The sequence below is a fragment of the Sporosarcina sp. Marseille-Q4943 genome (assembly GCF_943736995.1).
Taxonomy (GTDB): domain Bacteria; phylum Bacillota; class Bacilli; order Bacillales_A; family Planococcaceae; genus Sporosarcina.
In genome coordinates, this window is sequence record NZ_OX031157.1 from 1,426,901 (window position 1) to 1,448,646 (window position 21,746).

A 21,746-nucleotide genomic window follows, 5' to 3' on the forward strand; every position below is an offset into this window, starting at 1 on the left:
AATTCACCTTCACTTCACTATTTCTAGACAAGAGCTCAAAAGCCTTCCTTTTATACAATTTTCTCCAATTAAGACTAAGCTTTTATAGTTCCGATACGGCTTTCGCTTTCACAGCTTTCCGATCTTCAAGTTCTGGATGCGCCTTTCGTACAACCGACGGCCTTGCTAACACGAGAACGACTCCGATCAATAATAGACTGGATACAATGAGAATCCACTGTGCCGGTAAGACATCATACAAGAACCCGTATAAAACCATTCCTAGCGGCATAAGCGCCATTGCCATCGTTTCGAGAATAGAAAACACACGTCCTTTATAATCGTCATCAATCATCTTTTGCATCATGACCATCAACGGTGTATTGACGATGATTTGTATTAACCCGAAGCCGAACATGAGCGTTGCGTAATAGGCGAACATCCATGAGTACGGCATGGCAAGGATGAGCGGAAATGCTACTCCACTCATAAGTAGAGCCATTCCGATGATCCCCCGCTTTCCAACTAATAGTGGGAATTTCACTTCTTTCCGCATTGATAAGTAAAGCGACATGAGCAACATCCCAACTGCCAATGCTCCATCGACGAGTCCAAAATGCTCCGGCGCCATTTTCAATTTTTCAATGAGGATGAAAGAGTGGCCGACCATGAACGCGCCGAATAAAAAGTTAATGAATAATGAAATCCAAATGATCGCCATGATGACCGGCTGCAGCCTCAAATAGGAGAGCCCCGCTTTCATACTTTGTAGCATCGACTCTTTCGGCTCCCCTTCTACAACTTCTTTCCTTCTTGCGAATAGCTTGAAATTCATCGTCGATTCAAGAAGTACCGCAAGCGTCGAAGCTGACATGTATATTGTAAGGAACACTGGCATCGTGACGGTTCCATATAACACGCCTGCAATTGCGGGACTGCCAATCGCTGCAAATGAAATCGACATTTGGTTAAGGGACATCGCCTTTTGAATTCGTGCCTCATCGACAAGTCCAGTTATCGATGAACTAAATGTCACCCCTGAGAATGTGGAAGTGATAGCCAGAATCGCTGTCGTAATGTAAATCGCAACAAGCGAAATGCCCGAAGTCAAACTGACAGTAAGAAGCCCCCCAATCGCCATTGTAGATGCAATCTGCGCCGTTATGACGATCGCCTTTCGTGAATATCGGTCCGCCACATAACCCGCAAATGGCGCAACAAGAGTACGGGGCAAAATACTGCAGATCAGGTTCGTCGCAAAGCTTGTCGCGGAACCCGTCAATTGCAATATATAAAAGCTGACGGCGAACGCATATACTTGCGCGCCGAACGATGCGATAAGCTTACTAATTGTGAACGTCCATAGATGATATGTGGCCCTTTTAATCTTTATTGATTCGCTCAAAATAATCACTCCACTCAGTAAGTTTAATTACATTAAACAAATAATACCACGCTCCCTCTTCCATTACAAGAGAAAGTTTAATATAATTAAACTATATGCTATTTATTGAAAGGAGTGTTCCTGTGGATACGTTAGGCGAACGAATCAGGTCGTTGCGAAAACAGCGGAAGATGACATTAGAAGCATTGGCAGGAGACCAGCTGACAAAAGGAATGCTCAGTTTAATTGAAAACAATAAAGCGAATCCATCGATGGAGAGCTTGTCGTATATCGCAGAACGGCTCGGAGTGGAAATGTCTGAGCTATTGGAAGAAGTAAATACGCAGGAGCTGCGTGAAGTATTGGAGAAGGTGGAGAAACTAACTAATACGGAAATTGATGAGATAACAGATGAGCATAAGCAAATTATCGAATTAATCGGTCCATATGCTGAGAAGTTGACGCATGGTTATGAAGCTGCGCGCCTTTTGGACATCTATAGCAGAGCTCTTTATCTTGAAAAGAAGGACGGATGGCAGGAAGCTTCTGATAAGGCAGCCAAGATCTACGATCAAATGAATATCATTCCCCGCCTTGCCTCAATGGGTATTTTCAGATCGATGGTGAAATTTTCGGAGCATGATTATGAAAGTGCTCTTGCCATCCTATTGAAGGAAAGGGAGCAGATAGAAGCGCGGGATGCGTTCATCGATCCACTGACCCGACTGGATTTCGATTATACAGAAGCTGTTCTTCACTATGCAGTTGGAGATGCTGAAGAAGCGATTCGTGTCATGAAGATAGGCATCGAATTTTCGAAGGAGAAACAAGTCTTTTATCGCATTGATCATTTATATCGCTTGGCTACATTCCACGCTATGATGACAGGTGATGAGGAAGCAAAGAAGTATTATGAGAGGAAAATGGAGTTATACGGTGAATTTGCGGATGATAAAGACTCGATTTTCTTTACGGTCTTTACAAAAGTCCATTATATGACTTCCTATAAGAAATCATACGAGGAAGCACTGGCTCTAATCAACAATTTTTACACTGAGAATGAACTTCTCAACTACCAGAAGCCCTATGGTTTTATGGAAAAAGGCAAAGCACTGTACGGGACTGGTAACTATGAGGAGGCGCTATCGTGCTTTGAGCAAGTAGTAATTGCAGACTATATCCATCATCCATTCGACCTATCCATCTTTTACGAAAAGGATGCATACGCGGCGCTATGCCATCTAGCCTTAGGGAATGAAGCGGAAGCTCTCCGTTCGATTGACATAGCGGTGAAAAACATTTCCACCATGCCACGAACACCTTATAAGGATTTCATTATGGAGACGTATGAATTGATTCATGGCAAATAAAAAATGCCGGAGAAGCGTGTTTGCTTCTCCGGCATTTATTCAATCACGTAGCATCAATCGACTGATGCTCCATTGAGCCATTATAGACATCCTTATCCAACTCGCCGTTAATTCGTGCAGTTGTCACACCCGCGGTCATGGAACCACTTACGTTCAATGCCGTCCGGCCCATATCGATCAGCGGTTCAACCGAAATCAACAAACCTGCCAATGCGACCGGGAGATTCAAAGCCGATAGGACAAGAATCGCCGCGAATGTAGCTCCTCCGCCGACCCCAGCAACCCCGAACGAACTAATTGCGACAATTGCAATCAACGTAAGCAGGAATGTCGGCTCTAATGGATTTTGACCGACAGTAGGCGCTATCATGACAGCGAGCATCGCCGGATACACGCCGGCACAGCCATTCTGCCCGATTGACAATCCGAAAGAGCCTGCAAAGTTTGCAACCCCATCCGGAACTCCGAGTCGATCGGTTTGCGTTTTGATGTTAAGTGGTAAAGTACCCGCACTCGATCTTGACGAGAAAGCGAATAGCAAAGCTTCCGCCGTCTTCTTCACGTACGTTACCGGATTCAACCCGGAAATTGTAATGATAATCAAATGGATGAGGTACATGACTAGCAACGCAACATACGAAGCAAGGACGAATTTCCCTAAGCTGAAGATCGCTGCAAAGTCGGATGTTGCAACAGTCCTCGCGATGATCGCCAAGATTCCGTATGGCGTCAAACGCAGCACGATACGTACGACACCCATGATCAATGAATAAAGGGCATCAATTCCCTTTTTCACCAAGTTTGCGTTCTCTTCATCCCGTCTTGTCAGTGCCAAATAGGCAAATCCGAGAAACGCCGCGAAAATGACAACGCCGATCGTCGATGTAGGGCGCGCTCCCGTAAAGTCAAGAAACGGATTCGCTGGCAATAGTTCAAGAATTTGATCCGGCAATGCTTTGCCTGACATATCTGCAGAACGTTCTTCAATGGAAACGCCACGTGCAGCTTCCGCCTCACCTTGGACAATTTCAGAAGCGTCCAGGTTGAACAGCAATGACGCCGAAATACCGATAGCTGCAGCAATTGCAGTCGTACCGACAAGAATTCCTAAAATCATCCCAGCCATCTTGCCGAAGTTCTTCCCGATCGTCACTTTCGTGAACGCACCGAGAATCGATATGAACACAAGAGGAACGACAATCATTTGTAGAAGCTTGACGTAGCCAGTTCCGACAATATTAAACCAACTAACCGATTTCGCCAGCACTTCCGAGTCTGCTCCATAAGCGACATTCAAGATAAAACCGAACAGGATCCCAAGTCCAAGACCTGTGAAGACCCTTTTGGAAAACGAAACATTTTTCCGATGCATACTATATAGAAGTCCTATTAAAAGTAACAACGCTGCTATATTTACAAATAGTAAAACAGTATCCACTTCTTTTCCCCCTCCAGGAATAAATAAAAAACTATAAAAAGACTATATACCCTTAAATCATATCAGTCAAGTAGGATTAACGATCTTCATGAAATACTTTTACTGAAAGCGAAGTTCAACTACAGGAGTCCCCACTTGTGGATGATATTCCCTTCTTTTTCGGTTGGTTTTGGTATACTACTAGTGAGCAGTCACTTAAGGAGGGCTTATATGGCCAGTTTAATCACGATTACGGTAACATCCATTTTCATATTGAACATTTTCCTTGCGATTGCGCTGATTTTCCTCGAGAGAAGGGACCCAACAGCAACGTGGGCATGGATTCTCGTTCTATTCTTCGTACCTTTATTCGGCTTTATCATCTATTTATTATTCGGAAGGAAATTACGGAGAAAGCACCTATTCAGGTGGGAAGGGAAAAATCGAATTGGCATCGAGACGTTAATTGATTACCAAATTGAAGCGATCGAGCAAGGGACATTCGACTTCAGACTGGATGATACCGCACATTACAAGGATAAGATTTACCTTCACCTTCGCAACAACCACGCCGTTTTGACTCAAGACAATGACGTTCAAGTTTTTAATGACGGCGTCGCAAAATTCGATGCCTTGCTGAAAGATCTTGAAAGCGCCAAAGACCATATCCATTTTCAATATTATATTTTACGATTGGACTCATTAGGCACCCGTATCTTGGATGTACTAATTAAAAAGGCGAAGCAAGGCGTGAAAGTGCGCGTCCTGTTCGATGATATCGGTTCACGGGGACTCCGCGTGAAGCATTTGAGGGAATTGATCGATTCCGGAGGAGAAGTCGCAGCGTTCTTCCCGGCCATCCTGCCTCTCATCAACCCCCGCCTCAACTACCGGAACCACCGGAAAATCGTTGTCATTGACGGACGCGTCGGCTATGTCGGTGGCTTCAATGTCGGAGATGAATACTTGGGATTGAATAAGAGATTCGGCTATTGGCGAGACACGCATCTACGCATCGAAGGCAGTGCAATTCATCCGCTTCAAACAAGATTCATCCTCGACTGGAACCAAGCAACCGAGATGGAAGACATCGAATATGCCGAGCGGTACTTCCCTGCCATCCCACGAAAAGGGACGGTCGGCCTGCAAATCGTATCAAGCGGTCCGGATGCCGAATGGGAACAGATCAAAGACGGCTATTTGAAGATGATCTTTTTGGCGAAGGAGTATATTTACATCCAGACGCCGTACTTCATTCCGGACGTCAGCTTCCTTGACGCTTTGCGCATCGCGTGCTTATCCGGAGTGGACGTCCGCATTATGATTCCGAATAAGCCTGACCATATGTTTGTATACTGGGCGACGTATTCGAATGTAGGAAAACTGTTGAGGGCCGGTGCGAAAGTGTACATTTATGAAAATGGCTTCATCCATTCGAAGCAAATTGTCGTCGATGATGAGTTGTCCACCGTCGGTACTGCGAACATCGACGTGCGCAGCTTCAAACTCAATTTTGAAATCAATGCATTTATTTACGACCGCGAGAAGTCGCACGAGCTCGCTGAACTATTCGAGCAGGATATGCAATTATCGACGGAGCTGACGTACGAAATGTATTTGAACCGGACACGGTGGATCAAAATAAAAGAATCGGTTTCTAGATTATTGTCACCAATACTATAACGAATAAATAAAAATCCTCCCCCATCATATTTCAGGATGGAGGAGGATTTTTTCATTTCAACCCGAGATATTCTTCTAGTGTGATGTTGCGTTTGAAGATTTCTTCGGCAATTTCTTTTCCGACATAACGGAAATGCCACGATTCATGCCTATAGCCCGTAATGTGTTCCTTGCCTTCCGGGTATCGGAGGATGAAGCCATAACGGTACGCGTTTGCCGCTACCCACTTCCCGGCCTCCGTATCCCCAAATTTAAAAGAGGCCCAGTATTTTTCGTAGTTCACTTCCCCGATATCGAACGCGAGCCCTGTTTGGTGTTCGGAATAGCCCGGGCGCGCGCTATATCGGTCTGCCTTTTCCGCGCCATCCTTTTTGACATACCGGTCGTAGAGCGACGCTTGGTATTCATAGGAGCGATATGTACTGAAGGCAGTTAAATTGATGCCAGAAAGTGTTGCCTCCGCAGCCATCTCCTCGAATGCTTCCCTTGCTTCTTTGCTCTCACCGGGAGCGTATGTGCTTGGCAGAGGATATTTTTTATTCGCAATGAGGATTCCGTTAATGATTGTCGGTTTATCCGGCAGCTTTTGACCTTCGATATAGCCGCTATTGTTCGGCTTTGCTGAAGGTTTCTTCGTCACTGTCGGTTTCTCCTCTTTTTTCGGTTCAGGTTTTGCTGGTTCTACACTTTTCTCCGGCTCTTTCGTCTCCGGTTCTTTCACTTCCGCAGGCGACTTTTCTTCAACAGGTTTCTCTTCAACAGGAGGTGCTTCCTCTTCCGGCTTTTCAGGCTCCACCTCTGTCAAGTCCGATTCGTCCACGTCATCCGGCTTCACTTCCTGCTCTTCCACAGGCGGTGCTTGCGTTTCCCCGATACCTGCTTGCCTCAATGTCTTCGTTATGTCCCAGTCGTTCATGCCGATCCACACAACAATCGCCGTCATGATCAAACTCGTCAATAGCAGCGTGATTGTCAATGCTTTGTTGGATTTCTTCCTGCTCATATATTTCTGTTTCCGCTTCATCGTATGTTGGCCTTCCTTCTACTCTAGGTATCTCTCATTTATAAATATGTTCAAATCGCCATATGACGATGTTCTTTCAAGTCCGTGTATGCTATCATTTATTTTCAAATATGTAAATTGCAAATCAATGATTGCGAGGATAACTTATGAATAATCAACGATGGCTTTCCATAAGCTTTTTCATTTTCTTCTTTACGTGGGGCGTCTTTCTCCCCTATTGGACAGGTTGGTTGACGATTGAAAAGGGCTTGTCCGTGAAGGACGCAAGCATCGTCATGGGCGCGGGAATGATTGTCCGGTCATTTTCGACATTCCTCGTCTTTCCTTATTTGACGGAAAGAACGTCGTATGTCCGCGTCATGAAATGGACGACGGTGTTGTCGCTGCTACTTGCCGTCCTCTACATCCCCGAGGCACCATTCATTGCATTGTTCATCATTACGGTGCTGTTCAGCGCCGTTTATCCGATCATCTTGCCGGCTGTCGAAAGCGGCGCGTCCGTCCTTATGCAGAAGGAGCATGTCCATTATGGCAAAAGCCGCTCATTCGGCTCGATCGGGTATACGGTTGCGCTCTTGCTCGTCGGTACCGCAACCGCGATTTGGAATGAACAAGCTATCCTATATATGATGATTGCCGGACTTGCGATTGCAGCTCTATTCTACTCCCGTCCCGCACCTGCCGTTTTACAGAGCATCCCTGATAGGAAGGATCCTCGCAATCGAAAAAACGGGTTGAAGACGTTATTTGCGACAAAAGGCTTTACGGTCATCATGGTACTTGCAATTCTATTGCAAGGCGCCCATGCTTCGTACTACAATTACGGCTTTCTGTTCCTCGATGACTTGGATGTCAATGGATTCTACATCGGAATCATTTTGAATATCGCTGTTTTGTTCGAAATCCTATTTTTCGCAAAGGCGGATCGTTTCTTGACCGACATGCGGATATCGACGATGTTCCTCATTGCAGCAGTCGGATCGACGGTGCGATGGGTGCTCGTCTTCTTATTTCCAACAGCATTCGTTTTCATCGCGACACAGCTATTGCATGCCGCATCGTTTGGAATCGCCCATTATGCGTTCATCCAATATATATCGAAAAAGCTTCCAAACTCGCAGATTGCTGCGGCCCAAGGGTTTTACGCCGCATTCGCTATGAGCTTAAGCACTGCCATCTTGACGTTTCCGGCAGGCTTCCTATATGAGATTTCACCGGGAACCGCATTTTTAGGAATGACTGTCTGCTCCATCCCTGCCATCTTCATCGTACTCGCAACCCGCAAACGGTTGGCTTATTAATATCTACCATGTTCTCCGCTCGCGGGGAACATTTTTTATTATAACTGTTGATTTTCACTACAGGCGGACGCTTTCCGCGGGCGAGGCTAAGCCAATCGAACAGCGAAGGGTTCGATTTGCCGTATTTCTGCGCTTTTTGCAGAAATTAAGGCATCCTCAACCTGCTCCCAACGCTACCGCTTTTGCTCCCTTAGGGTCGCAGAATACAATGCTCGCAAAAGCCGTTCTTCGTTACGGCTTTCGCAGGAGTCGCCGCCTTTCGCTACAATCAACGAAGCCTCCATAAGCAAGAAATATTAAAATACAATAAGCAATAGCACAACGACAAACGAAATGGCGAACAGGATGGATAAATAGCGCATCCATCTGGACTCCTTGTCAAACCCTTGCTCCTTGAACGATTTCGCCCTCGAGGCGTTCGTCAAGGTGAAAAGCGCCATCATCGTCAAGACGGCAAAATCTAACTTACCCCTGACGACAAAAAATAATGTCACGACTCCTAACAAAACGATGCCGATGACGGATGCTTTCTTCTGAGTCACGTTAATTCCCTCCAAAAAAGGCCGGAGATTGCTCTCCAGCCTCCCATATGCCTTTGTCAATCTTTCTTTGTCTCTGTCTCAGCGACCGGTTGCGTTTCTTTATAATAAAACTTCCGGCCCAAGTACGTTTGGAAGATGAGCAATAGCCCACCAACCGCCCAATAGAGCGGTAGCGCCGCCATCACTGTGAATGAGATGAACATGATCATGATCGGCGACATATAGATGAACATTTTCATCTGTTGCTTCTGCTGCTCAGGCATCGTCCATAACGATACACGTGCTTGGACGAAATAAACTGCACCCGCAATAAGCATCATGATGATATCCGGCTCGCCCAAGTTGAACCATAGGAATTTGTGCTCCTTCACTTCCGGCGGAGCGTAAAGAATTGCGAAATAAAGGCCCATGATAATCGGCATCTGGATAATCAATGGCAGACAGCCCATGTTCAACGGATTGACGCCGTGCTTGGAGTACAAGCCCATCATTTCCTGTTGAAGCTTCATCTGCTCTTCCTTTTCTTCCTTTTCTTTCGCTTCTTTCAAGCGCTTTTGGATATCTTCCATTTCTGGACGGAGAGCGTCCATTTTGATTTTCATTTCTTGCTGTGCCTTATAGTTTTTCAACATAAGCGGCATGAGCACTAGGCGGATGGCAACTGTAATAAGGATAATCGCCAAACCATAGCTTCCGTTGAACGTTTCACCGAGATAATGAAGAAGCCATTCCATCGGTTTGACGAAAATATTATAGAATGTCCCTTCTTTGTTCTGGACTCCGGAACAGCCACTTAAGAAAACTGCAGCTGTTATCAATATCGTGAATAAACCAATTTTCTTTTTCAATAAATTCACCTTCACTATTTCAAACTACTGAAAAGTATACATCAATTCACAGTGCAATTACAATCAATGTTCTTTATTTACTTGTATTTATCGGAAAACGGACATAAAAAAACGCCTCCATTAAGGAAGCGAATTGATTATTGATTTTGAGGGGCTTGGCTCGTGTCCACTTTCTTACTGTAGAGACCGTCCACTTCTGACTCCTTGGACTTGTCTTCCACTTCTTGGTTGTAGTAATGGACGCTTGTTTGCGCGCCTTCACTTACCATTTTATTATCCTGCAAGTCGTATGGATCCGAATGACCAGCTTTCGTCTCATCGGAACGGTTCAATTTTTGCGATTCTATAAAGGAGTCGACTTTCGTTTTCATATTATTCACCGCAACCATCGCCTTGTCACGATTTTCTTTTTTGCTGAAATATGCGTATGCACCTGCAGCCAACGTGGCAAGAAGCAATCCATTTCCGCGTTTACGTGCCATACTTATCAATCCTCCATTTAATATAAGAAATCGTATTATACTTGCAGTATACCCTTATCCCGGTTTTGAAAACTCCATTCAGCCAGATCCAATATCGGCAAACGAATCGTTTTCATTAGTAGTAGCATCTCATATCGTCCGTGTCATTTCAAATTATTCAGTTGATTTTTATAGATTCAATTCACTTTTTAGATAATTTAATTTTTAATATTTCAATATGATGACAATCATAGTTTCTTGTCCCATTTTTTGTTATGATAGCAAAAAGGATTACGGAGGTGATTCGTCATGATCAGACCGATGACTGCCGAAGATATTGGCTATATACAGCACATTGCCCACACCACGTGGAATGATACATACGAGGGGCTAATTCCTGAAAACATTCAAAAAGAATTTATCGATCGGTCCTATTCCGATGCGATGATGATGAAACGGATGGAGAAGACTCATGTGCTCGTCGCTGAATGTGAACAAGGAACCCCGATTGGCTTTCTCAATTTCACGAGGGAAGATGAAGATGGCGACTCCGAATTGACAGCCATGTATATTCTACCTTCCTATCAGCATTCAGGGTACGGCAAGAGACTTTTCGATTATACGATCAGCATGCTCGGCAACGCCAAACAGCTCTTCGTTTATGTAGATAGCCGAAATACGGCTGGACGAGCATTTTATGAAAGACAAGGATTCGAATTGGTGGAGGTATTTAAGGAATACTTCGAAGGCTACCCTGTCGAAACCGCACAGTATGTCTACTATATTCATGAACCAGTGCTTGCCTATTAAAATAAAGAGACGCTTTCCCATTTCGGGAAAGCGTCTTTTTGTTTTACAACGGTCTCATTCCATCGCTGTCATATGATCGATCCGCGTATTGAAGATCATCCTGTAATGGCGGCTTTTTCGTAAAGCAAAGAATCGCTGCGACGTAGAGCAGGATGGAAGGCAATGATAGGATTCCCCCTAACACACCCGCAATTATGAACATGATTCCTGCGAGTTTGGCATTCTTGTTTTTCCAGATGTTTACGATTCCGACAATATTCAATACGACACTTATGATCATTGCAATAATGATAAACCACATAAATCCTCCGAGAAGATCGAAAACCGGGATCATCATGTCTATGTCCGCCTGTGTCAATGAAGGATCAGTTTCCAAAACGAAAGCCGGGTCATTCTTCGCCATATATAAAATAGCCATTCCAAAGAAACCAAAAATAATTCCAATTGCAGTCATAATGACAGCAATGATGGATAACACCTTTTCAGCTGTGCGATTCAAATAAAGCACCCTTTCCTCTTACATTTTTCTATCATAACAAGTATACGAGAGATAATACAATAAGTTTCATATCTCAACTTCTTTTTCACAAGGGAAGTTTTGGAATTGTCATTCGCGGGTACTAGATTTCTATGAAGGAACATATTAAGAAGTGGAAGGAGAGCATGAAATATGGGGAAAAACCTGATTTTCACCTCGACGGACATGCTTTACACAGTCGCAGGCGCATCCGTACTAACTGGCATCGTATATTTCGTCACAATGGCATGGGGGCTTTGATTCATTTTCAGCATAAATAAAAGGCAATCCTTTCATCGATGAAGGATTGCCTTTTTTCGCTTTTTAGTTCCGTCTAGACTGCGGGCGCCAGAGGCTCGGGGTCATAAGTCAAATCTGCTCTGTGGCAAAGTTCGCCACGCCGCATCTTTGCCTTATGCCTGTCGCCTCTAGGCAGGCGTCCTCCGCTTTTGCTTAAGCCTTTACATCATCATATTCTTTATAACGATTAAACGCAGTGACTACGTACGAACATACCGCTTCCATCTTGTATCCTTTTTCGCGGGCATATTCCGCAGCGCGGTCGAGCAATTGCTTCGCCACACCTTGTCCTCGCAAGTCTTCCGATACATACGTATGATCCATGACCATGACATCCGCGAGAAGCGTCCACGTGATTTCAGCTAGCATCTTTCCGTCCTTTTCGTGCCGGAACGCAAATGCGTCTCCGCCAAGCTCGACTAATTCAAATTCCATGTGATCCTCTCCTTTTACAATATTCTATCATATTGCACGTTTGTATCACTTGAACCATGACTGGATCGATTCAAAAAGATCTGCAAAGAACTGTTTCACTTTATCCCAAAAACCCGGGTCGATTTCACCGAACTTCTCTTTTATCGTTGTCGCCATATCGGATAATTGCTCGGACAGTTTATTGAAATCGATGTCCAAGTTCCGGATCCGATCCATCAAGTCAATGAGCAATTGACGGTCTGCCTCGTTCAACTCGATATTCAGCTTCTTCAACTGTTCATTGACAATTGTCTCGACTTCTTCTTTCGTCGCTGGCTTGTTATCGGCGATCGCCTTCTTGATTTCCGTCAGAAGCTCCGCCACTTTGTCCTGGTCGATGCCGGAATCCTTCGCAAACTTTGTCGCCAAATTCAGCTCGTCATTCGCAACATCCGTCCGCTCGGTATCAAGCGTTTCCCCGGACACTTCATACGCCTTATAAATCCCTACCAATGCAGAATGCCCCGTCACCGGCTTCGGCGCCGCCACTTCTACGATCGCGTCCTCGATGCCAGCTGTCATCATCGCTGTCGCATACATCTCGTTCGTCACTTGTGTAATATTGTCAGGCGTGACGATGTTAATGACGAGCCCTTTCCCTTCGTCCTGCCTCGTAATTTTGGCGGATGAATACATTCTCGCCTGGCTGTTGCCGTCTTTAATATATTTCACAAGATCAGTTCCATCGACCGTAATTTCGTCGACTTCCGCACTCTCTTCGACTTTCAAGCTTTTTTTAACGCTTTCTTTCTCCGCGTCGGTCAAGTTCGCCCCTAGCACAACAATGGGCACACCCAGTTTTTCATCAATGGCCGTATCGGCTTTCGCGCTCGTCGGCAGCAAGCTACAGGCAAAGAGCAATAACGCGCTCGCCACCACCAATAGTTTCTTCATAAGCTTTCCCTCCTGTACTAAGAAGTAGTACGAAGTACATTGAAAAAGGTTCCTGTTCTCATTTCAAGGTTGTCCAACCTTCACTTTGTGTAACTTTCCCTTCCTTCATCAACTTGCCGAGCGCCCGTTTGAATGCACCCTTGCTCATGCCGAACATCTCGCTTATTTCATCGGGAGTCGATTTGTCTGAAAACGGCATTTTGCCGCCTACATCCGTCAAGTAGCGGTACACAGTTTCCGCATCATCGCCGAGGCGCTCCTCTTTCCTAGGGAGCAAAGAGCCGTTCAGCGTGCCATCATCGCGCACGTCGATGATCCGGATATCCACTTCCTCACCCAGGCGCGGCTCATGCTCCCGCTCCGTATTGTGGACGAATATCCTGTACGTTTCCGGAATGCTCAAGAAGAATGATCCCACTGGCAATAGACGATATGCCCTTGCTTTCAAGTTTTTGTTGAAAGCCGTTTCTGGCGCATCTGCAATCAATTCCAGCACTCTCTCCTCCGTCGCGAGGCGTCCGAAAATATTGCCGCCAAGATCGGTGCGCAATGTCATGAACAACTCATCATCCGTCTTCGGCCATAGTGCTTTCACTCGCGGCAGGTCCGCTTTATTCACGAGCACTTCGAAGGACGAACCGATGTCCACATATGCGCCTTCCTTTTCATCAATCCGAATGACCCGTCCCCAGCCGAACGACTCGCATGTCATCTTCGGAATATTGGACGTCGCTGTCAATTCGCCGCGCCTGTTCATATACAGGAAGACTTCGACGACATCGCCCTCTTCGATCGGCGATTCGAATTCTGATGCATTGATCATAATCTCCTGCTCGTCTCCGCCATCCAGCACCCATCTAGATCCTTCCTGGCCAATTACAGTCAGCTGGGCGGTAAAACCCGGTTTATGTTCTGTCATTTCATATCTCCTCTTCCATTTAGAAGCTTTGCCGTTCCTTCAATCGTTGCACGAACCCTTCGTCCTCTTTCATTGCTTCCACGAGATCCGTTATCCGATCCATCGCATTCCAGCTTAAGTGGTGCTCGATCCCTTCAACATCGTTGTAAATGTTCTTCTCTTCGACACCGATGATCCGGAGAAACTGTTCGAGAAGATCATGTCTTCTGACGAGCTTCTTTCCGAATGTCAATCCTTTGTCTGTCAGCTCAAGCCCTCTATAGCGCTCGTAGACGACATAGCCTTCACGGTCAAGCCGCTGCGCCATTTTCGTGACAGATGAAGGCAATACCGAAAGTGCTTCTGCTACATCAGAAACGCGAGCTTCTCCTCTCGCCTCGAGCTGCAAATATATTTGTTCAATATAATCCTCCATACTTGGTGTTGCCAATCGTTCCACCTCCAGTATGTACATTCCCTGCCCATTCAATGATAAATCATGCATGAAAAGCAGTTTACAATTTATAGCTTACGGGTAAATTCACTATACCACTTCGAAGGAGTGAAAAAAATGGGTAAACTACTTTGGATTATTATCGTAGCATTAATCGCCTTCTGGCTGCTTGGATTCGTCATGAAGGTTGGAGGCGGATTGATCCACCTTCTGTTAGTCATTGCAGGAATCATTTTCGTCATCCAGTTGTTAACCGGCAGGCGATCAGTTTAAAGAAAGGGTGCCAATCGATGGCACCCTTTCTTATTTTACTTTTGCATAAATGCACGTATTTCGCAAATGCTTGCCATCCACTGAAAGGGAATCGCATTTCAACGTCCCTTCCAGCTCAAACCCTGCCCGTTCAGCGACAGAACGGCTTTTCACATTTTCCTCATCACATCTTATTTCCACTCTGCGGGCGTTCAGCTCCTCGAATGAAAAACGCGATAATCGCTCAACCGCTTCGGTCATAAGGCCTCGCCCTTCGAATTTCGTGTCCAGCCAATACCCGATTTCGAACTTCGGAACTGTCCAGTCGATCCGGTGAAGTCCGGTTGATCCGACAAACTCGCCAGTTTCCTTCGAAAACATATGAAGCCGCAAATCTTTCCGTGTAATGAAATCCGCAATTGCCTGGCGCAGATTATCTTCTGTCGCATGCAGCTCAGGTGCCTTTTGTGCAAAGGGCATCCAGTCCTTTAAGGTAGGCAGCGAGTTGCGGATCGCATTCCACACATCAAGAGCATCTTCCACTTCAGGCATGCGAATAATGAGCCTCTCCGATTCAAATTCAGTTGGGAAATTCGGAATGCGTTTTTTCGGTTTTTCTCCGATACCTGCATCTTCCCACATGACAGGCGTCGTCGTTCCCGCCAAGAAGTCTTCCCGTGTCATCCCGTATGTGACAGCGTCATAATATGAATTCTCTTTCGGTGAGAACCACGCTTTCCGCAAATGGGCTTCCTTTACAAACCCAGCACGCTCAAACGTCTTCCGCATCGCCAAATTATCTTGACGCGTATGGCCTTCCAACCGGATTTTCTCTTCAGGCATGCCAAAGACGAACTCCGTAATGAGGCGAAGCGCTTTCGGTCCGTACCCGAGTCCTCTATAACGATCCGCAATCCGTAAATCGAACAACGGAATTTCATCCTGCAAATCATGGATCTTCACAATTCCTACGATTTCATCTTCCTCGTTTTGCACCCAAAACGTTTTCACTTCATCCGATTCATACCCGCCGTCTTCAATCGTCTTTTCAATCAGTTCGCGTTCCGGATGCGCATTCCCATGAAACGGCCATGTATTCGTCGTCAAAAAATGAATGAGCTGTTCCTGTTCCTCCATCGTCCATTCCCGTAATTTCATTCCAATCCCCCCGTTCGGGCTGCGTTCTCTACTTATGGATTCGTATCAATCTCAATGAATTCAACACGACGAGCAACGTTGCACCCATATCCGCAAAAATTGCAATCCATAATGTCAACCATCCTGGGATGATCAACAGCAGCGCTACAATTTTTAAGCCTACTGCAAACATAATATTTTCTTTAATAATCTGCAACGTTTTTCGGCTTAATTTCATCGTATACGGCAATTGTCGGAGATCATCCGCCATCAAGGCAATATCCGCCGTTTCGAGAGCGGCATCCGTCCCTGCCCCGCCCATGGCGATTCCGATTGAGGAGGCGGCAAGCGCCGGCGCGTCATTAATGCCGTCACCGACCATCGCGACCCGGCCATATTGACCGATCAATCCTTTCACGGCAGTTAATTTGTCTTCTGGCATGAGTCCCGCACGGACGTCCGTCACGCCGGCCAGTTTCGCAATCGCTTCGGCTGTCCGCTTGTCGTCCCCCGTCAGCATGACCGTATGCCGGATGCCGACCCCTTTTAATTGTTGCAAGACATCGGCACTTTCTGCCCGCAATGGATCCGTAACTGCGATCAACGCTTTGAACGTGTGATTGAAGATGACCGCCATGACGGATTTTCCGGCCTGTTGCAGTTCTTCGGCGCGCTTGTTCATTTCCATGGGCAGCTCTGTCAGCTCGGATGCCCACTTCATACTCCCGACATGGACAAGGGTGCCATCCACTTCCCCGTAAGCCCCTTTCCCGGTGACCGACTGGAAGTTCCGGATTTCCGTCAAGCCTGCGCCTTCTTTTTCCGCATAGTCGACAATTGCACGTGCCAACGGATGCTGGGACATCGATTCGACCGCAGCGACCGCTTGCAGGATAGTATGTTTCTTCCCATCTTCCACAATAAAATCCGTCACTTCGGGGTATCCTTTTGTCAAGGTGCCCGTCTTGTCGAATGCGATAGCATGAATGCGGCCCATCTCCTCAAGGTAGACGCCGCCTTTAATGAGGACGCCTTGGCGGGCGGCATTCCCGATCGCCGTCACGATGGCAACAGGAGTCGACACGACGAGCGCGCAAGGACAGCCGACGACGAGTACCGCGAGCCCTTGGTAAATCCATGTATGCCAGTCCCCTCCGAAAAGAGGCGGGACGATGGCGACTAAAATCGCGATGCCGATAATGATTGGTGTGTAATATTTTGCAAACCGATCGACGAATTTCTGAGAAGGTGCTTTCTCCGCTTGGGCATCCTCAACGAGATGGATGATTTTAGCGATTGTCGTGTCACCAACGAGTTTCGTCACGGTCACTTCGAGTGCGCCTTCTTCATTCAACGTTCCTGCAAACACTTCGTCATCCGCCTGTTTCAGCACCGGGACTGATTCCCCCGTGATCGCTGCCTGATTGACAGTGGATTTTCCGCTTTTGACGATGCCGTCCATTGCAATTTTCTGCCCCGGTTTCACGAGAAGGATGTCGCCGACTTGTATGTCTTCCGTCGGTAATTCCATGATGCCCCCATCCCGTTTCACAAGCGCGGACGCTGGAGCGATATCCATGAGCTGGCGGATCGATTGCCGTGCTTTATTCATGGAGTACGCTTCAAGCGCTTCACTCACTGCGAATAAAAAGACGACGACCGCCGCTTCCTGCCATTCACCGATAATTGCCGCTCCGATAATCGCAATCGTCATCAACGTCTTCATGTCAAAATCGAGCCTCGCGAGGTTCTTGATGCCTGTTATGAACATGCCCGTCCCGCCGATCAGGATGGCGACTGCGAACAGGCCCGTCACTACAGCTGGATGCGCGACGTCCCGATAGGCGAAAACCATTCCGGCAATGACGAAGACGAGGGATAGAATCGTAATTATATTTTCCTTCCTCCGGAAAAACGGGATTTTCGGCTCAGGGTCCCTTTTCGTCAATGGCACAACTTGAATCCCATCAAAGGCGCCTGCTGCCTGAAGCTCCTCCATCGTCGCCTCACCTGTGAAAGAGAGCTTTGATGCGCCGAAGTTGACGGTCGCTTCTGTCACGGAAGGGATGCTCTTCACATTGTTTTCAAATTTCATCGCACAGTTTGCGCAAGTTAGATTTTCGAGTCTATATTCTGTCTTAGCGGCCATCCGGATCATCCTCCCTTTCAGCTGCGTGATCGTGGGCAATCTTTACAAGATCATATACATGCCCATCCGCAAGGGAGTAATAGACCATTTTTCCTTTACGTTCCGATTTCGCAAGGCTATGTTCACGCAAATAGCGCAGATGATGGGAAGCCGTCGCATTCGATGAACCGATGACGGCCGCTACATCGCAGACGCACATCTGCTCTTCCAACGTGAGTGAATAAGCGATTTTCAATCTCGTTTCGTCAGCAAGCGCCTTGAATATTTGCACCATGCCACCGACATCCGGCAGCCCCTTTTGAACTTTCTCGACTATATTCTCGTGGACAATCGTCACTTCACATGTATCTTTCAATTTCATATCGGCACCTCATTCAAATGTTCGTTTGATTATAGTACAGTATATGTTTACTCTTTCCTAAATGCAAGGACAATCAAACGTTTATTTGAATGAAATTTTTATTCTCAAAATAAAGGGTTATTTGCCCTCGTATGGAAGTTAGTCAAGACGATTGTTAATTTAAAAACGGGGTGTGAACATGCAAAAAGGAAAATGGAATGCCATTACGGACGTACCAGGAGTGGCAGTCGGCCACGTAACATTGAAGGAAGATCCCGGCCCTGAAAGCGCCTGCACAGGGGTGACAGCCATCTTGCCCCATGGCGGAAACAATTTCGAACAGAAAGTGCCGGCAGCTAGTTTCGTATTGAACGGCTTTGGCAAATCGGCTGGGCTTATTCAAGTGGAGGAACTCGGTGTCATTGAGTCCCCTATCATGCTTACAAATACATTCAGCGTCGGGGCGGTGCTGGAAGGGACGATGCGGCATATGCTCGAGGAGAACCCCGCAATCGGGGATTCCACCAGTTCATTGAACATCGTCGTTGGCGAATGCAATGACAGTTATTTGAATGCGATGCGGGAGATGAAAGTCCGTCCGGAACACGCCACGGAAGCGATTCGCAATGCAAGAGGCGGCGAGCTCACGCAAGGCGATGTCGGCGCCGGGAAAGGGATGATCTGCTTCGGCAGGAAAGGTGGGATCGGTTCTTCCTCAAGGATCGTGCCCCATGGCGAGGATTCATTCACAGTCGGCGTACTGACATTGACGAATTTCGGCAGTGCGGAAGAATGCTTGATTGATGAATGGCTGGCGCGGAATGAAATGCAGATGGAAACTGCGACGGACAAGTTGAAGCCGTCACAGGAAATGCAAAGCGAAAAACCGGACGGCTCCGTCATGATCATCGTCGCAACGGATGCTCCGTTGGATAGCCGGCAGTTGAAGCGGCTCGCAAAACGTGCATCCATCGGCCTCGGACGTACCGGCTCCCATATCCATAACGGAAGCGGAGACATTATCATCGCCTTCTCGAATGCTTATACGATCCCGCATTCGAGCGAAGACGGGGATACGGTGAGCTATACTTTATTGCGTGACGATGCCAAGGTGATGAACGACCTTTTCAAGGCGGTCATCGAGGCGACGGAGGAAGCGGTTTATCAGTCATTGTTGCATGCGGAAACGACAACAGGAAGACATGGACGGACGGTTGAACGGTGGCCGTTTGTTGAAGGTTGAGCTTGGAATAGGATAGCTTTTTGGCGCGGATGGCGACTCTTTGGACGCGCGGGGCTTCACTTTGGACGTGGACGGCGGCTCTTTGGACGCGGACGGCCACTCTTTGGACGCGCGAGGCTTCACTTTGGACGCGGACAGCCACTCTTTGGACGTGCGGGGCTTCACTTTGAACGCGGACGGCCACTCTTTGGACGTGCGGGGCTTCACTTTGGACGCGGACGGCCACTCTTTGGACGCGCGGGGCTTCACTTTGGACGTGGACGGCCACTCTTTGGACGCGCGGGGCTTCACTTTGGACGTGGACGGCCACTCTTTGGACGCGCGAGGCTTCACTTTGGACGCTTCCGCTTGCTATTCTCCGCAAACAAAAACGGCACGCATGCTTTTTCTCTCATGCGTGCCGTTATCTATTATTTATTGAGCCGGGTTTGCTTGTAGGTCGATTGAAATTTTAATGTCGTCGCCTACAAGAACGCCGCCAGCTTCAAGTGCTTGGTTCCATGTAAGACCGAACTCTTTACGGGAGATTTTCCCTTCCACTTCGAATGCAGCGACTTGCACGCCCCATGGATTTGTTCCTGTACCTTCAAATTCCGCTTCAAATGTAACTTTCTTCGTTACGTCCCTGATTGTCAAATCACCTGTCACATCGTACTCATCATCGCCTTTTTTCACGATGTCCGTCGAGACGAATGTAAGTTGCGGGAATTGTTCCGTATCGAAGAAATCTCCAGAACGAAGGTGATTGTCGCGGTCCTCGCTATTTGTATTAATGGAGTTTGCATCGATCGTGAAATTGATTTTCGCACCTGTCAAATCTTCAGGGTTCCCCTCAATTGTCCCTTCCACTCCTGCAAAGCTTCCTTTAACTTTCGAAACCATCATATGCTTTACTGAAAAACCTACACTCGTGTGTGACGCGTCCACTTTCCATGTCGTCATTTCCACATCCACCCTCTCCATTTTTTGTTATTCCCTTTTTTACTGCCCTATTCCATATACCCAGATTCATAGAGAGATATCCTCGCCATGCGAAAAATATCTCTATTCCAAGATATATTCAATATGATAACCCGATTATGTCTTGAAGTCAAGATAATTATCCCTTAAATTTCTATTATAGATTCCTCGGTTATTATTTCTTGTCAAATCGGCGGATAGCCAGCATACTTATAAAAGTGAAGCCTTCATTTTCTTCATAAAGAAGAGAAGGTTTTCAGCGCAATAGAATTGAAGGGACTGGATGTTGATGTCTAAGCATCAGTGGTTAGAGGAACTACGTGGAATTATTAAAGAAGGCATACTACGGTTAGATGAACCATTAAGCAAATATACGATGACAAAACTTGGCGGATTAGCAGATATATTAGTCATTCCTGGGACAATCGAGGAAACGGAAGCGACAGTGCGGTATGCATATGAAAATGATATTCCGCTATTATTATTAGGCAACGGATCGAATATGGTCGTGAGGGATGGCGGAGTGCGCGGGATCGTCCTCCATCTATCGAAATTGGATAAAATCCGGGTCGATGGCAACAAGGTCCATGCGGAAGCGGGAGCGCTCATTATCGATGTTTCAAGGCGTGCTGCAGCGGAATCGTTGACGGGCCTCGAATTCGCATGCGGAATCCCCGGCTCCATCGGCGGCGCGATGGCTATGAATGCGGGTGCCTACGGCGGGGAAATCAAAGATATTATTGTGCAGTGCACAGTATTGACAAGATCGGGTGAACGCCTCGTTCTATCGAAGGACGAATTGGAGCTTGGCTATCGGAAAAGCATCATTGCATCCGAAGGATATTATGTCTTATCCGCTGATTTCGAATTGGCGGAGGGAGACAAGGAAGCAATCGATGCGAAAGTGGCGGACTTGACGTTCCAGCGTGAATCCAAGCAGCCGCTCGAATATCCTTCCGCAGGTAGCGTATTTAAACGGCCACCGGGCTATTTTGCAGGGAAATTGATCCAAGATTGCGGCCTGCAAGGAAAAGGCCATGGTGGCGCGGAAGTATCAACGAAGCATGCAGGTTTCATCATTAATAAAAACGGAGCGACCGCATCCGATTATATTGATACAATCAATATGGTGAAGGCGGAAGTGAAGAAGCGATTCGACGTCGACTTGGAGCTTGAAGTGAAGATTGTAGGAGAAGAATAACCAAAAGCGGAGGGCGCCTGCCTAGAGGCGACAGGCATAAGGCGAAGATACGAAGTGGCGGTCTTTGCCACGCAGTAGCTTTGACTTATGACCCCGAGCCTCTGGCGC

At 46.9% G+C, this 21,746-nt stretch carries 23 protein-coding genes; 8 read left to right on the forward strand and 15 right to left on the reverse strand.

Going from position 1 to position 21,746, the window contains the following annotated elements:
* Positions 1 to 82: 82 nt before the first annotated feature.
* Entirely contained in the window at positions 83 to 1,384 is a 1,302-nt protein-coding gene (locus tag NIT04_RS16115; RefSeq protein ID WP_252504540.1) for an MFS transporter, read from the reverse strand.
* A gap of 122 nt (positions 1,385 to 1,506) precedes the next feature.
* Here NIT04_RS16115 and NIT04_RS16120 point away from each other — a divergent pair, with 122 nt between their 5' ends.
* Positions 1,507 to 2,733, forward strand: a complete 1,227-nt coding sequence (locus NIT04_RS16120; RefSeq protein WP_252504541.1) for a helix-turn-helix transcriptional regulator — start codon at positions 1,507 to 1,509, stop codon at positions 2,731 to 2,733.
* 43 nt (positions 2,734 to 2,776) lie between these two features.
* Here the strand turns inward: NIT04_RS16120 and NIT04_RS16125 are convergent, their stop codons facing one another.
* A complete protein-coding gene (locus NIT04_RS16125) occupies positions 2,777 to 4,105 on the reverse strand; it encodes an L-cystine transporter (RefSeq protein ID WP_305880121.1) in 1,329 nt (442 codons plus the stop codon).
* A 276-nt stretch (positions 4,106 to 4,381) separates the two neighbouring features.
* Between NIT04_RS16125 and cls the strand changes: the two genes are divergently transcribed.
* Entirely contained in the window at positions 4,382 to 5,833 is a 1,452-nt protein-coding gene (cls, locus tag NIT04_RS16130) for a cardiolipin synthase (RefSeq protein WP_252504543.1), read from the forward strand.
* Between the two features lie 52 nt (positions 5,834 to 5,885).
* Here the strand turns inward: cls and NIT04_RS16135 are convergent, their stop codons facing one another.
* On the reverse strand, positions 5,886 to 6,857 hold the full coding sequence (locus NIT04_RS16135; protein WP_252504544.1) for a D-alanyl-D-alanine carboxypeptidase family protein: 972 nt from the start codon (positions 6,855 to 6,857) through the stop codon (positions 5,886 to 5,888).
* Between the two features lie 146 nt (positions 6,858 to 7,003).
* Here NIT04_RS16135 and NIT04_RS16140 point away from each other — a divergent pair, with 146 nt between their 5' ends.
* On the forward strand, positions 7,004 to 8,158 hold the full coding sequence (locus tag NIT04_RS16140; protein ID WP_252504545.1) for an MFS transporter: 1,155 nt from the start codon (positions 7,004 to 7,006) through the stop codon (positions 8,156 to 8,158).
* Between the two features lie 296 nt (positions 8,159 to 8,454).
* Here the strand turns inward: NIT04_RS16140 and NIT04_RS16145 are convergent, their stop codons facing one another.
* The 3 genes from NIT04_RS16145 to NIT04_RS16155 form a co-directional block, all read right to left on the reverse strand.
* Positions 8,455 to 8,700: a hypothetical protein gene (locus NIT04_RS16145; RefSeq protein ID WP_252504546.1), complete on the reverse strand. Its 246-nt coding sequence runs from the start codon at positions 8,698 to 8,700 to the stop codon at positions 8,455 to 8,457.
* Positions 8,701 to 8,756: 56 nt separating this feature from the next.
* Positions 8,757 to 9,548 carry a membrane protein insertase YidC gene (gene yidC, locus NIT04_RS16150; RefSeq protein ID WP_252504547.1) on the reverse strand — a complete coding sequence of 264 codons (792 nt, stop codon included), beginning with the start codon at positions 9,546 to 9,548 and terminating at the stop codon, positions 8,757 to 8,759.
* 137 nt (positions 9,549 to 9,685) lie between these two features.
* On the reverse strand, positions 9,686 to 10,030 hold the full coding sequence (locus NIT04_RS16155; protein ID WP_252504548.1) for a hypothetical protein: 345 nt from the start codon (positions 10,028 to 10,030) through the stop codon (positions 9,686 to 9,688).
* A gap of 288 nt (positions 10,031 to 10,318) precedes the next feature.
* On the opposite strand from NIT04_RS16155, the gene NIT04_RS16160 reads away from it, so the two are divergent.
* On the forward strand, positions 10,319 to 10,819 hold the full coding sequence (locus NIT04_RS16160; protein ID WP_252504549.1) for a GNAT family N-acetyltransferase: 501 nt from the start codon (positions 10,319 to 10,321) through the stop codon (positions 10,817 to 10,819).
* Positions 10,820 to 10,862: 43 nt separating this feature from the next.
* Here the strand turns inward: NIT04_RS16160 and NIT04_RS16165 are convergent, their stop codons facing one another.
* The 5 genes from NIT04_RS16165 to mntR all read right to left on the reverse strand — a co-directional run bounded on the left by NIT04_RS16165 (position 10,863) and on the right by mntR (position 14,353).
* Entirely contained in the window at positions 10,863 to 11,318 is a 456-nt protein-coding gene (locus NIT04_RS16165; RefSeq protein ID WP_252504550.1) for a DUF4064 domain-containing protein, read from the reverse strand.
* Between the two features lie 471 nt (positions 11,319 to 11,789).
* A complete protein-coding gene (locus NIT04_RS16170; protein ID WP_252504551.1) occupies positions 11,790 to 12,071 on the reverse strand; it encodes a GNAT family N-acetyltransferase in 282 nt (93 codons plus the stop codon).
* 45 nt (positions 12,072 to 12,116) lie between these two features.
* Positions 12,117 to 13,004 carry a DUF1002 domain-containing protein gene (locus NIT04_RS16175; RefSeq protein ID WP_252504552.1) on the reverse strand — a complete coding sequence of 296 codons (888 nt, stop codon included), beginning with the start codon at positions 13,002 to 13,004 and terminating at the stop codon, positions 12,117 to 12,119.
* 58 nt (positions 13,005 to 13,062) lie between these two features.
* A complete protein-coding gene (locus tag NIT04_RS16180; RefSeq protein WP_252504553.1) occupies positions 13,063 to 13,923 on the reverse strand; it encodes a S1 RNA-binding domain-containing protein in 861 nt (286 codons plus the stop codon).
* 19 nt (positions 13,924 to 13,942) lie between these two features.
* Complete coding sequence (mntR, locus tag NIT04_RS16185) at positions 13,943 to 14,353, reverse strand: transcriptional regulator MntR (RefSeq protein WP_252504554.1); 411 nt, start codon at positions 14,351 to 14,353, stop codon at positions 13,943 to 13,945.
* A 120-nt stretch (positions 14,354 to 14,473) separates the two neighbouring features.
* On the opposite strand from mntR, the gene NIT04_RS16190 reads away from it, so the two are divergent.
* On the forward strand, positions 14,474 to 14,629 hold the full coding sequence (locus NIT04_RS16190) for a lmo0937 family membrane protein (protein ID WP_252504555.1): 156 nt from the start codon (positions 14,474 to 14,476) through the stop codon (positions 14,627 to 14,629).
* A gap of 30 nt (positions 14,630 to 14,659) precedes the next feature.
* Here NIT04_RS16190 and NIT04_RS16195 read toward each other — a convergent pair whose 3' ends face one another.
* Genes NIT04_RS16195 through NIT04_RS16205 form a run of 3 tightly spaced genes read right to left on the reverse strand, consistent with a single transcriptional unit; the run spans position 14,660 to position 18,255 of the window.
* Positions 14,660 to 15,766: a GNAT family N-acetyltransferase gene (locus NIT04_RS16195; protein WP_252504556.1), complete on the reverse strand. Its 1,107-nt coding sequence runs from the start codon at positions 15,764 to 15,766 to the stop codon at positions 14,660 to 14,662.
* Positions 15,767 to 15,794: 28 nt separating this feature from the next.
* Entirely contained in the window at positions 15,795 to 17,903 is a 2,109-nt protein-coding gene (locus tag NIT04_RS16200) for a heavy metal translocating P-type ATPase (protein ID WP_371922561.1), read from the reverse strand.
* Positions 17,884 to 18,255: a metalloregulator ArsR/SmtB family transcription factor gene (locus NIT04_RS16205; protein WP_252504558.1), complete on the reverse strand. Its 372-nt coding sequence runs from the start codon at positions 18,253 to 18,255 to the stop codon at positions 17,884 to 17,886. Before NIT04_RS16205 ends, NIT04_RS16200 begins: the two co-directional genes overlap by 20 nt.
* Before the next feature lie 178 nt (positions 18,256 to 18,433).
* On the opposite strand from NIT04_RS16205, the gene NIT04_RS16210 reads away from it, so the two are divergent.
* On the forward strand, positions 18,434 to 19,477 hold the full coding sequence (locus NIT04_RS16210) for a P1 family peptidase (RefSeq protein WP_252504559.1): 1,044 nt from the start codon (positions 18,434 to 18,436) through the stop codon (positions 19,475 to 19,477).
* Between the two features lie 40 nt (positions 19,478 to 19,517).
* Positions 19,518 to 19,898 (forward strand): hypothetical protein, encoded by a 381-nt coding sequence (locus NIT04_RS16215; RefSeq protein ID WP_252504561.1) that lies wholly within the window; start codon positions 19,518 to 19,520, stop codon positions 19,896 to 19,898.
* Here NIT04_RS16215 and NIT04_RS16220 read toward each other — a convergent pair.
* Positions 19,892 to 20,419, reverse strand: coding sequence for a YceI family protein (locus NIT04_RS16220; RefSeq protein WP_252504562.1), 528 nt, complete (start codon positions 20,417 to 20,419; stop codon positions 19,892 to 19,894). The two genes, NIT04_RS16215 and NIT04_RS16220, sit on opposite strands and share 7 nt — an antisense overlap.
* 307 nt (positions 20,420 to 20,726) lie before the next feature.
* Here NIT04_RS16220 and murB point away from each other — a divergent pair, with 307 nt between their 5' ends.
* Complete coding sequence (gene murB, locus NIT04_RS16225; protein ID WP_252504563.1) at positions 20,727 to 21,638, forward strand: UDP-N-acetylmuramate dehydrogenase; 912 nt, start codon at positions 20,727 to 20,729, stop codon at positions 21,636 to 21,638.
* Positions 21,639 to 21,746 lie beyond the last annotated feature (108 nt).

What these genes read in the sequence shown, in the direction of transcription:
- NIT04_RS16170 (WP_252504551.1), bottom strand. Translation starts at nt 12,071, where the DNA reads ATGGAATTTGAATTAGTCGAGCTTGGCGGAGACGCATTTGCGTTCCGG.
- cls (WP_252504543.1), top strand. Translation starts at nt 4,382, where the DNA reads ATGGCCAGTTTAATCACGATTACGGTAACATCCATTTTCATATTGAAC.
- NIT04_RS16200 (WP_371922561.1), bottom strand. Translation starts at nt 17,903, where the DNA reads ATGATCCGGATGGCCGCTAAGACAGAATATAGACTCGAAAATCTAACT.
- NIT04_RS16180 (WP_252504553.1), bottom strand. Translation starts at nt 13,923, where the DNA reads ATGACAGAACATAAACCGGGTTTTACCGCCCAGCTGACTGTAATTGGC.
- NIT04_RS16210 (WP_252504559.1), top strand. Translation starts at nt 18,434, where the DNA reads ATGCAAAAAGGAAAATGGAATGCCATTACGGACGTACCAGGAGTGGCA.
- NIT04_RS16175 (WP_252504552.1), bottom strand. Translation starts at nt 13,004, where the DNA reads ATGAAGAAACTATTGGTGGTGGCGAGCGCGTTATTGCTCTTTGCCTGT.
- NIT04_RS16135 (WP_252504544.1), bottom strand. Translation starts at nt 6,857, where the DNA reads ATGAAGCGGAAACAGAAATATATGAGCAGGAAGAAATCCAACAAAGCA.
- NIT04_RS16220 (WP_252504562.1), bottom strand. Translation starts at nt 20,419, where the DNA reads ATGACGACATGGAAAGTGGACGCGTCACACACGAGTGTAGGTTTTTCA.
- NIT04_RS16125 (WP_305880121.1), bottom strand. Translation starts at nt 4,105, where the DNA reads ATGCATCGGAAAAATGTTTCGTTTTCCAAAAGGGTCTTCACAGGTCTT.
- NIT04_RS16160 (WP_252504549.1), top strand. Translation starts at nt 10,319, where the DNA reads ATGATCAGACCGATGACTGCCGAAGATATTGGCTATATACAGCACATT.
- NIT04_RS16155 (WP_252504548.1), bottom strand. Translation starts at nt 10,030, where the DNA reads ATGGCACGTAAACGCGGAAATGGATTGCTTCTTGCCACGTTGGCTGCA.
- murB (WP_252504563.1), top strand. Translation starts at nt 20,727, where the DNA reads ATGTCTAAGCATCAGTGGTTAGAGGAACTACGTGGAATTATTAAAGAA.
- NIT04_RS16205 (WP_252504558.1), bottom strand. Translation starts at nt 18,255, where the DNA reads ATGAAATTGAAAGATACATGTGAAGTGACGATTGTCCACGAGAATATA.
- NIT04_RS16190 (WP_252504555.1), top strand. Translation starts at nt 14,474, where the DNA reads ATGGGTAAACTACTTTGGATTATTATCGTAGCATTAATCGCCTTCTGG.
- NIT04_RS16195 (WP_252504556.1), bottom strand. Translation starts at nt 15,766, where the DNA reads ATGAAATTACGGGAATGGACGATGGAGGAACAGGAACAGCTCATTCAT.
- NIT04_RS16140 (WP_252504545.1), top strand. Translation starts at nt 7,004, where the DNA reads ATGAATAATCAACGATGGCTTTCCATAAGCTTTTTCATTTTCTTCTTT.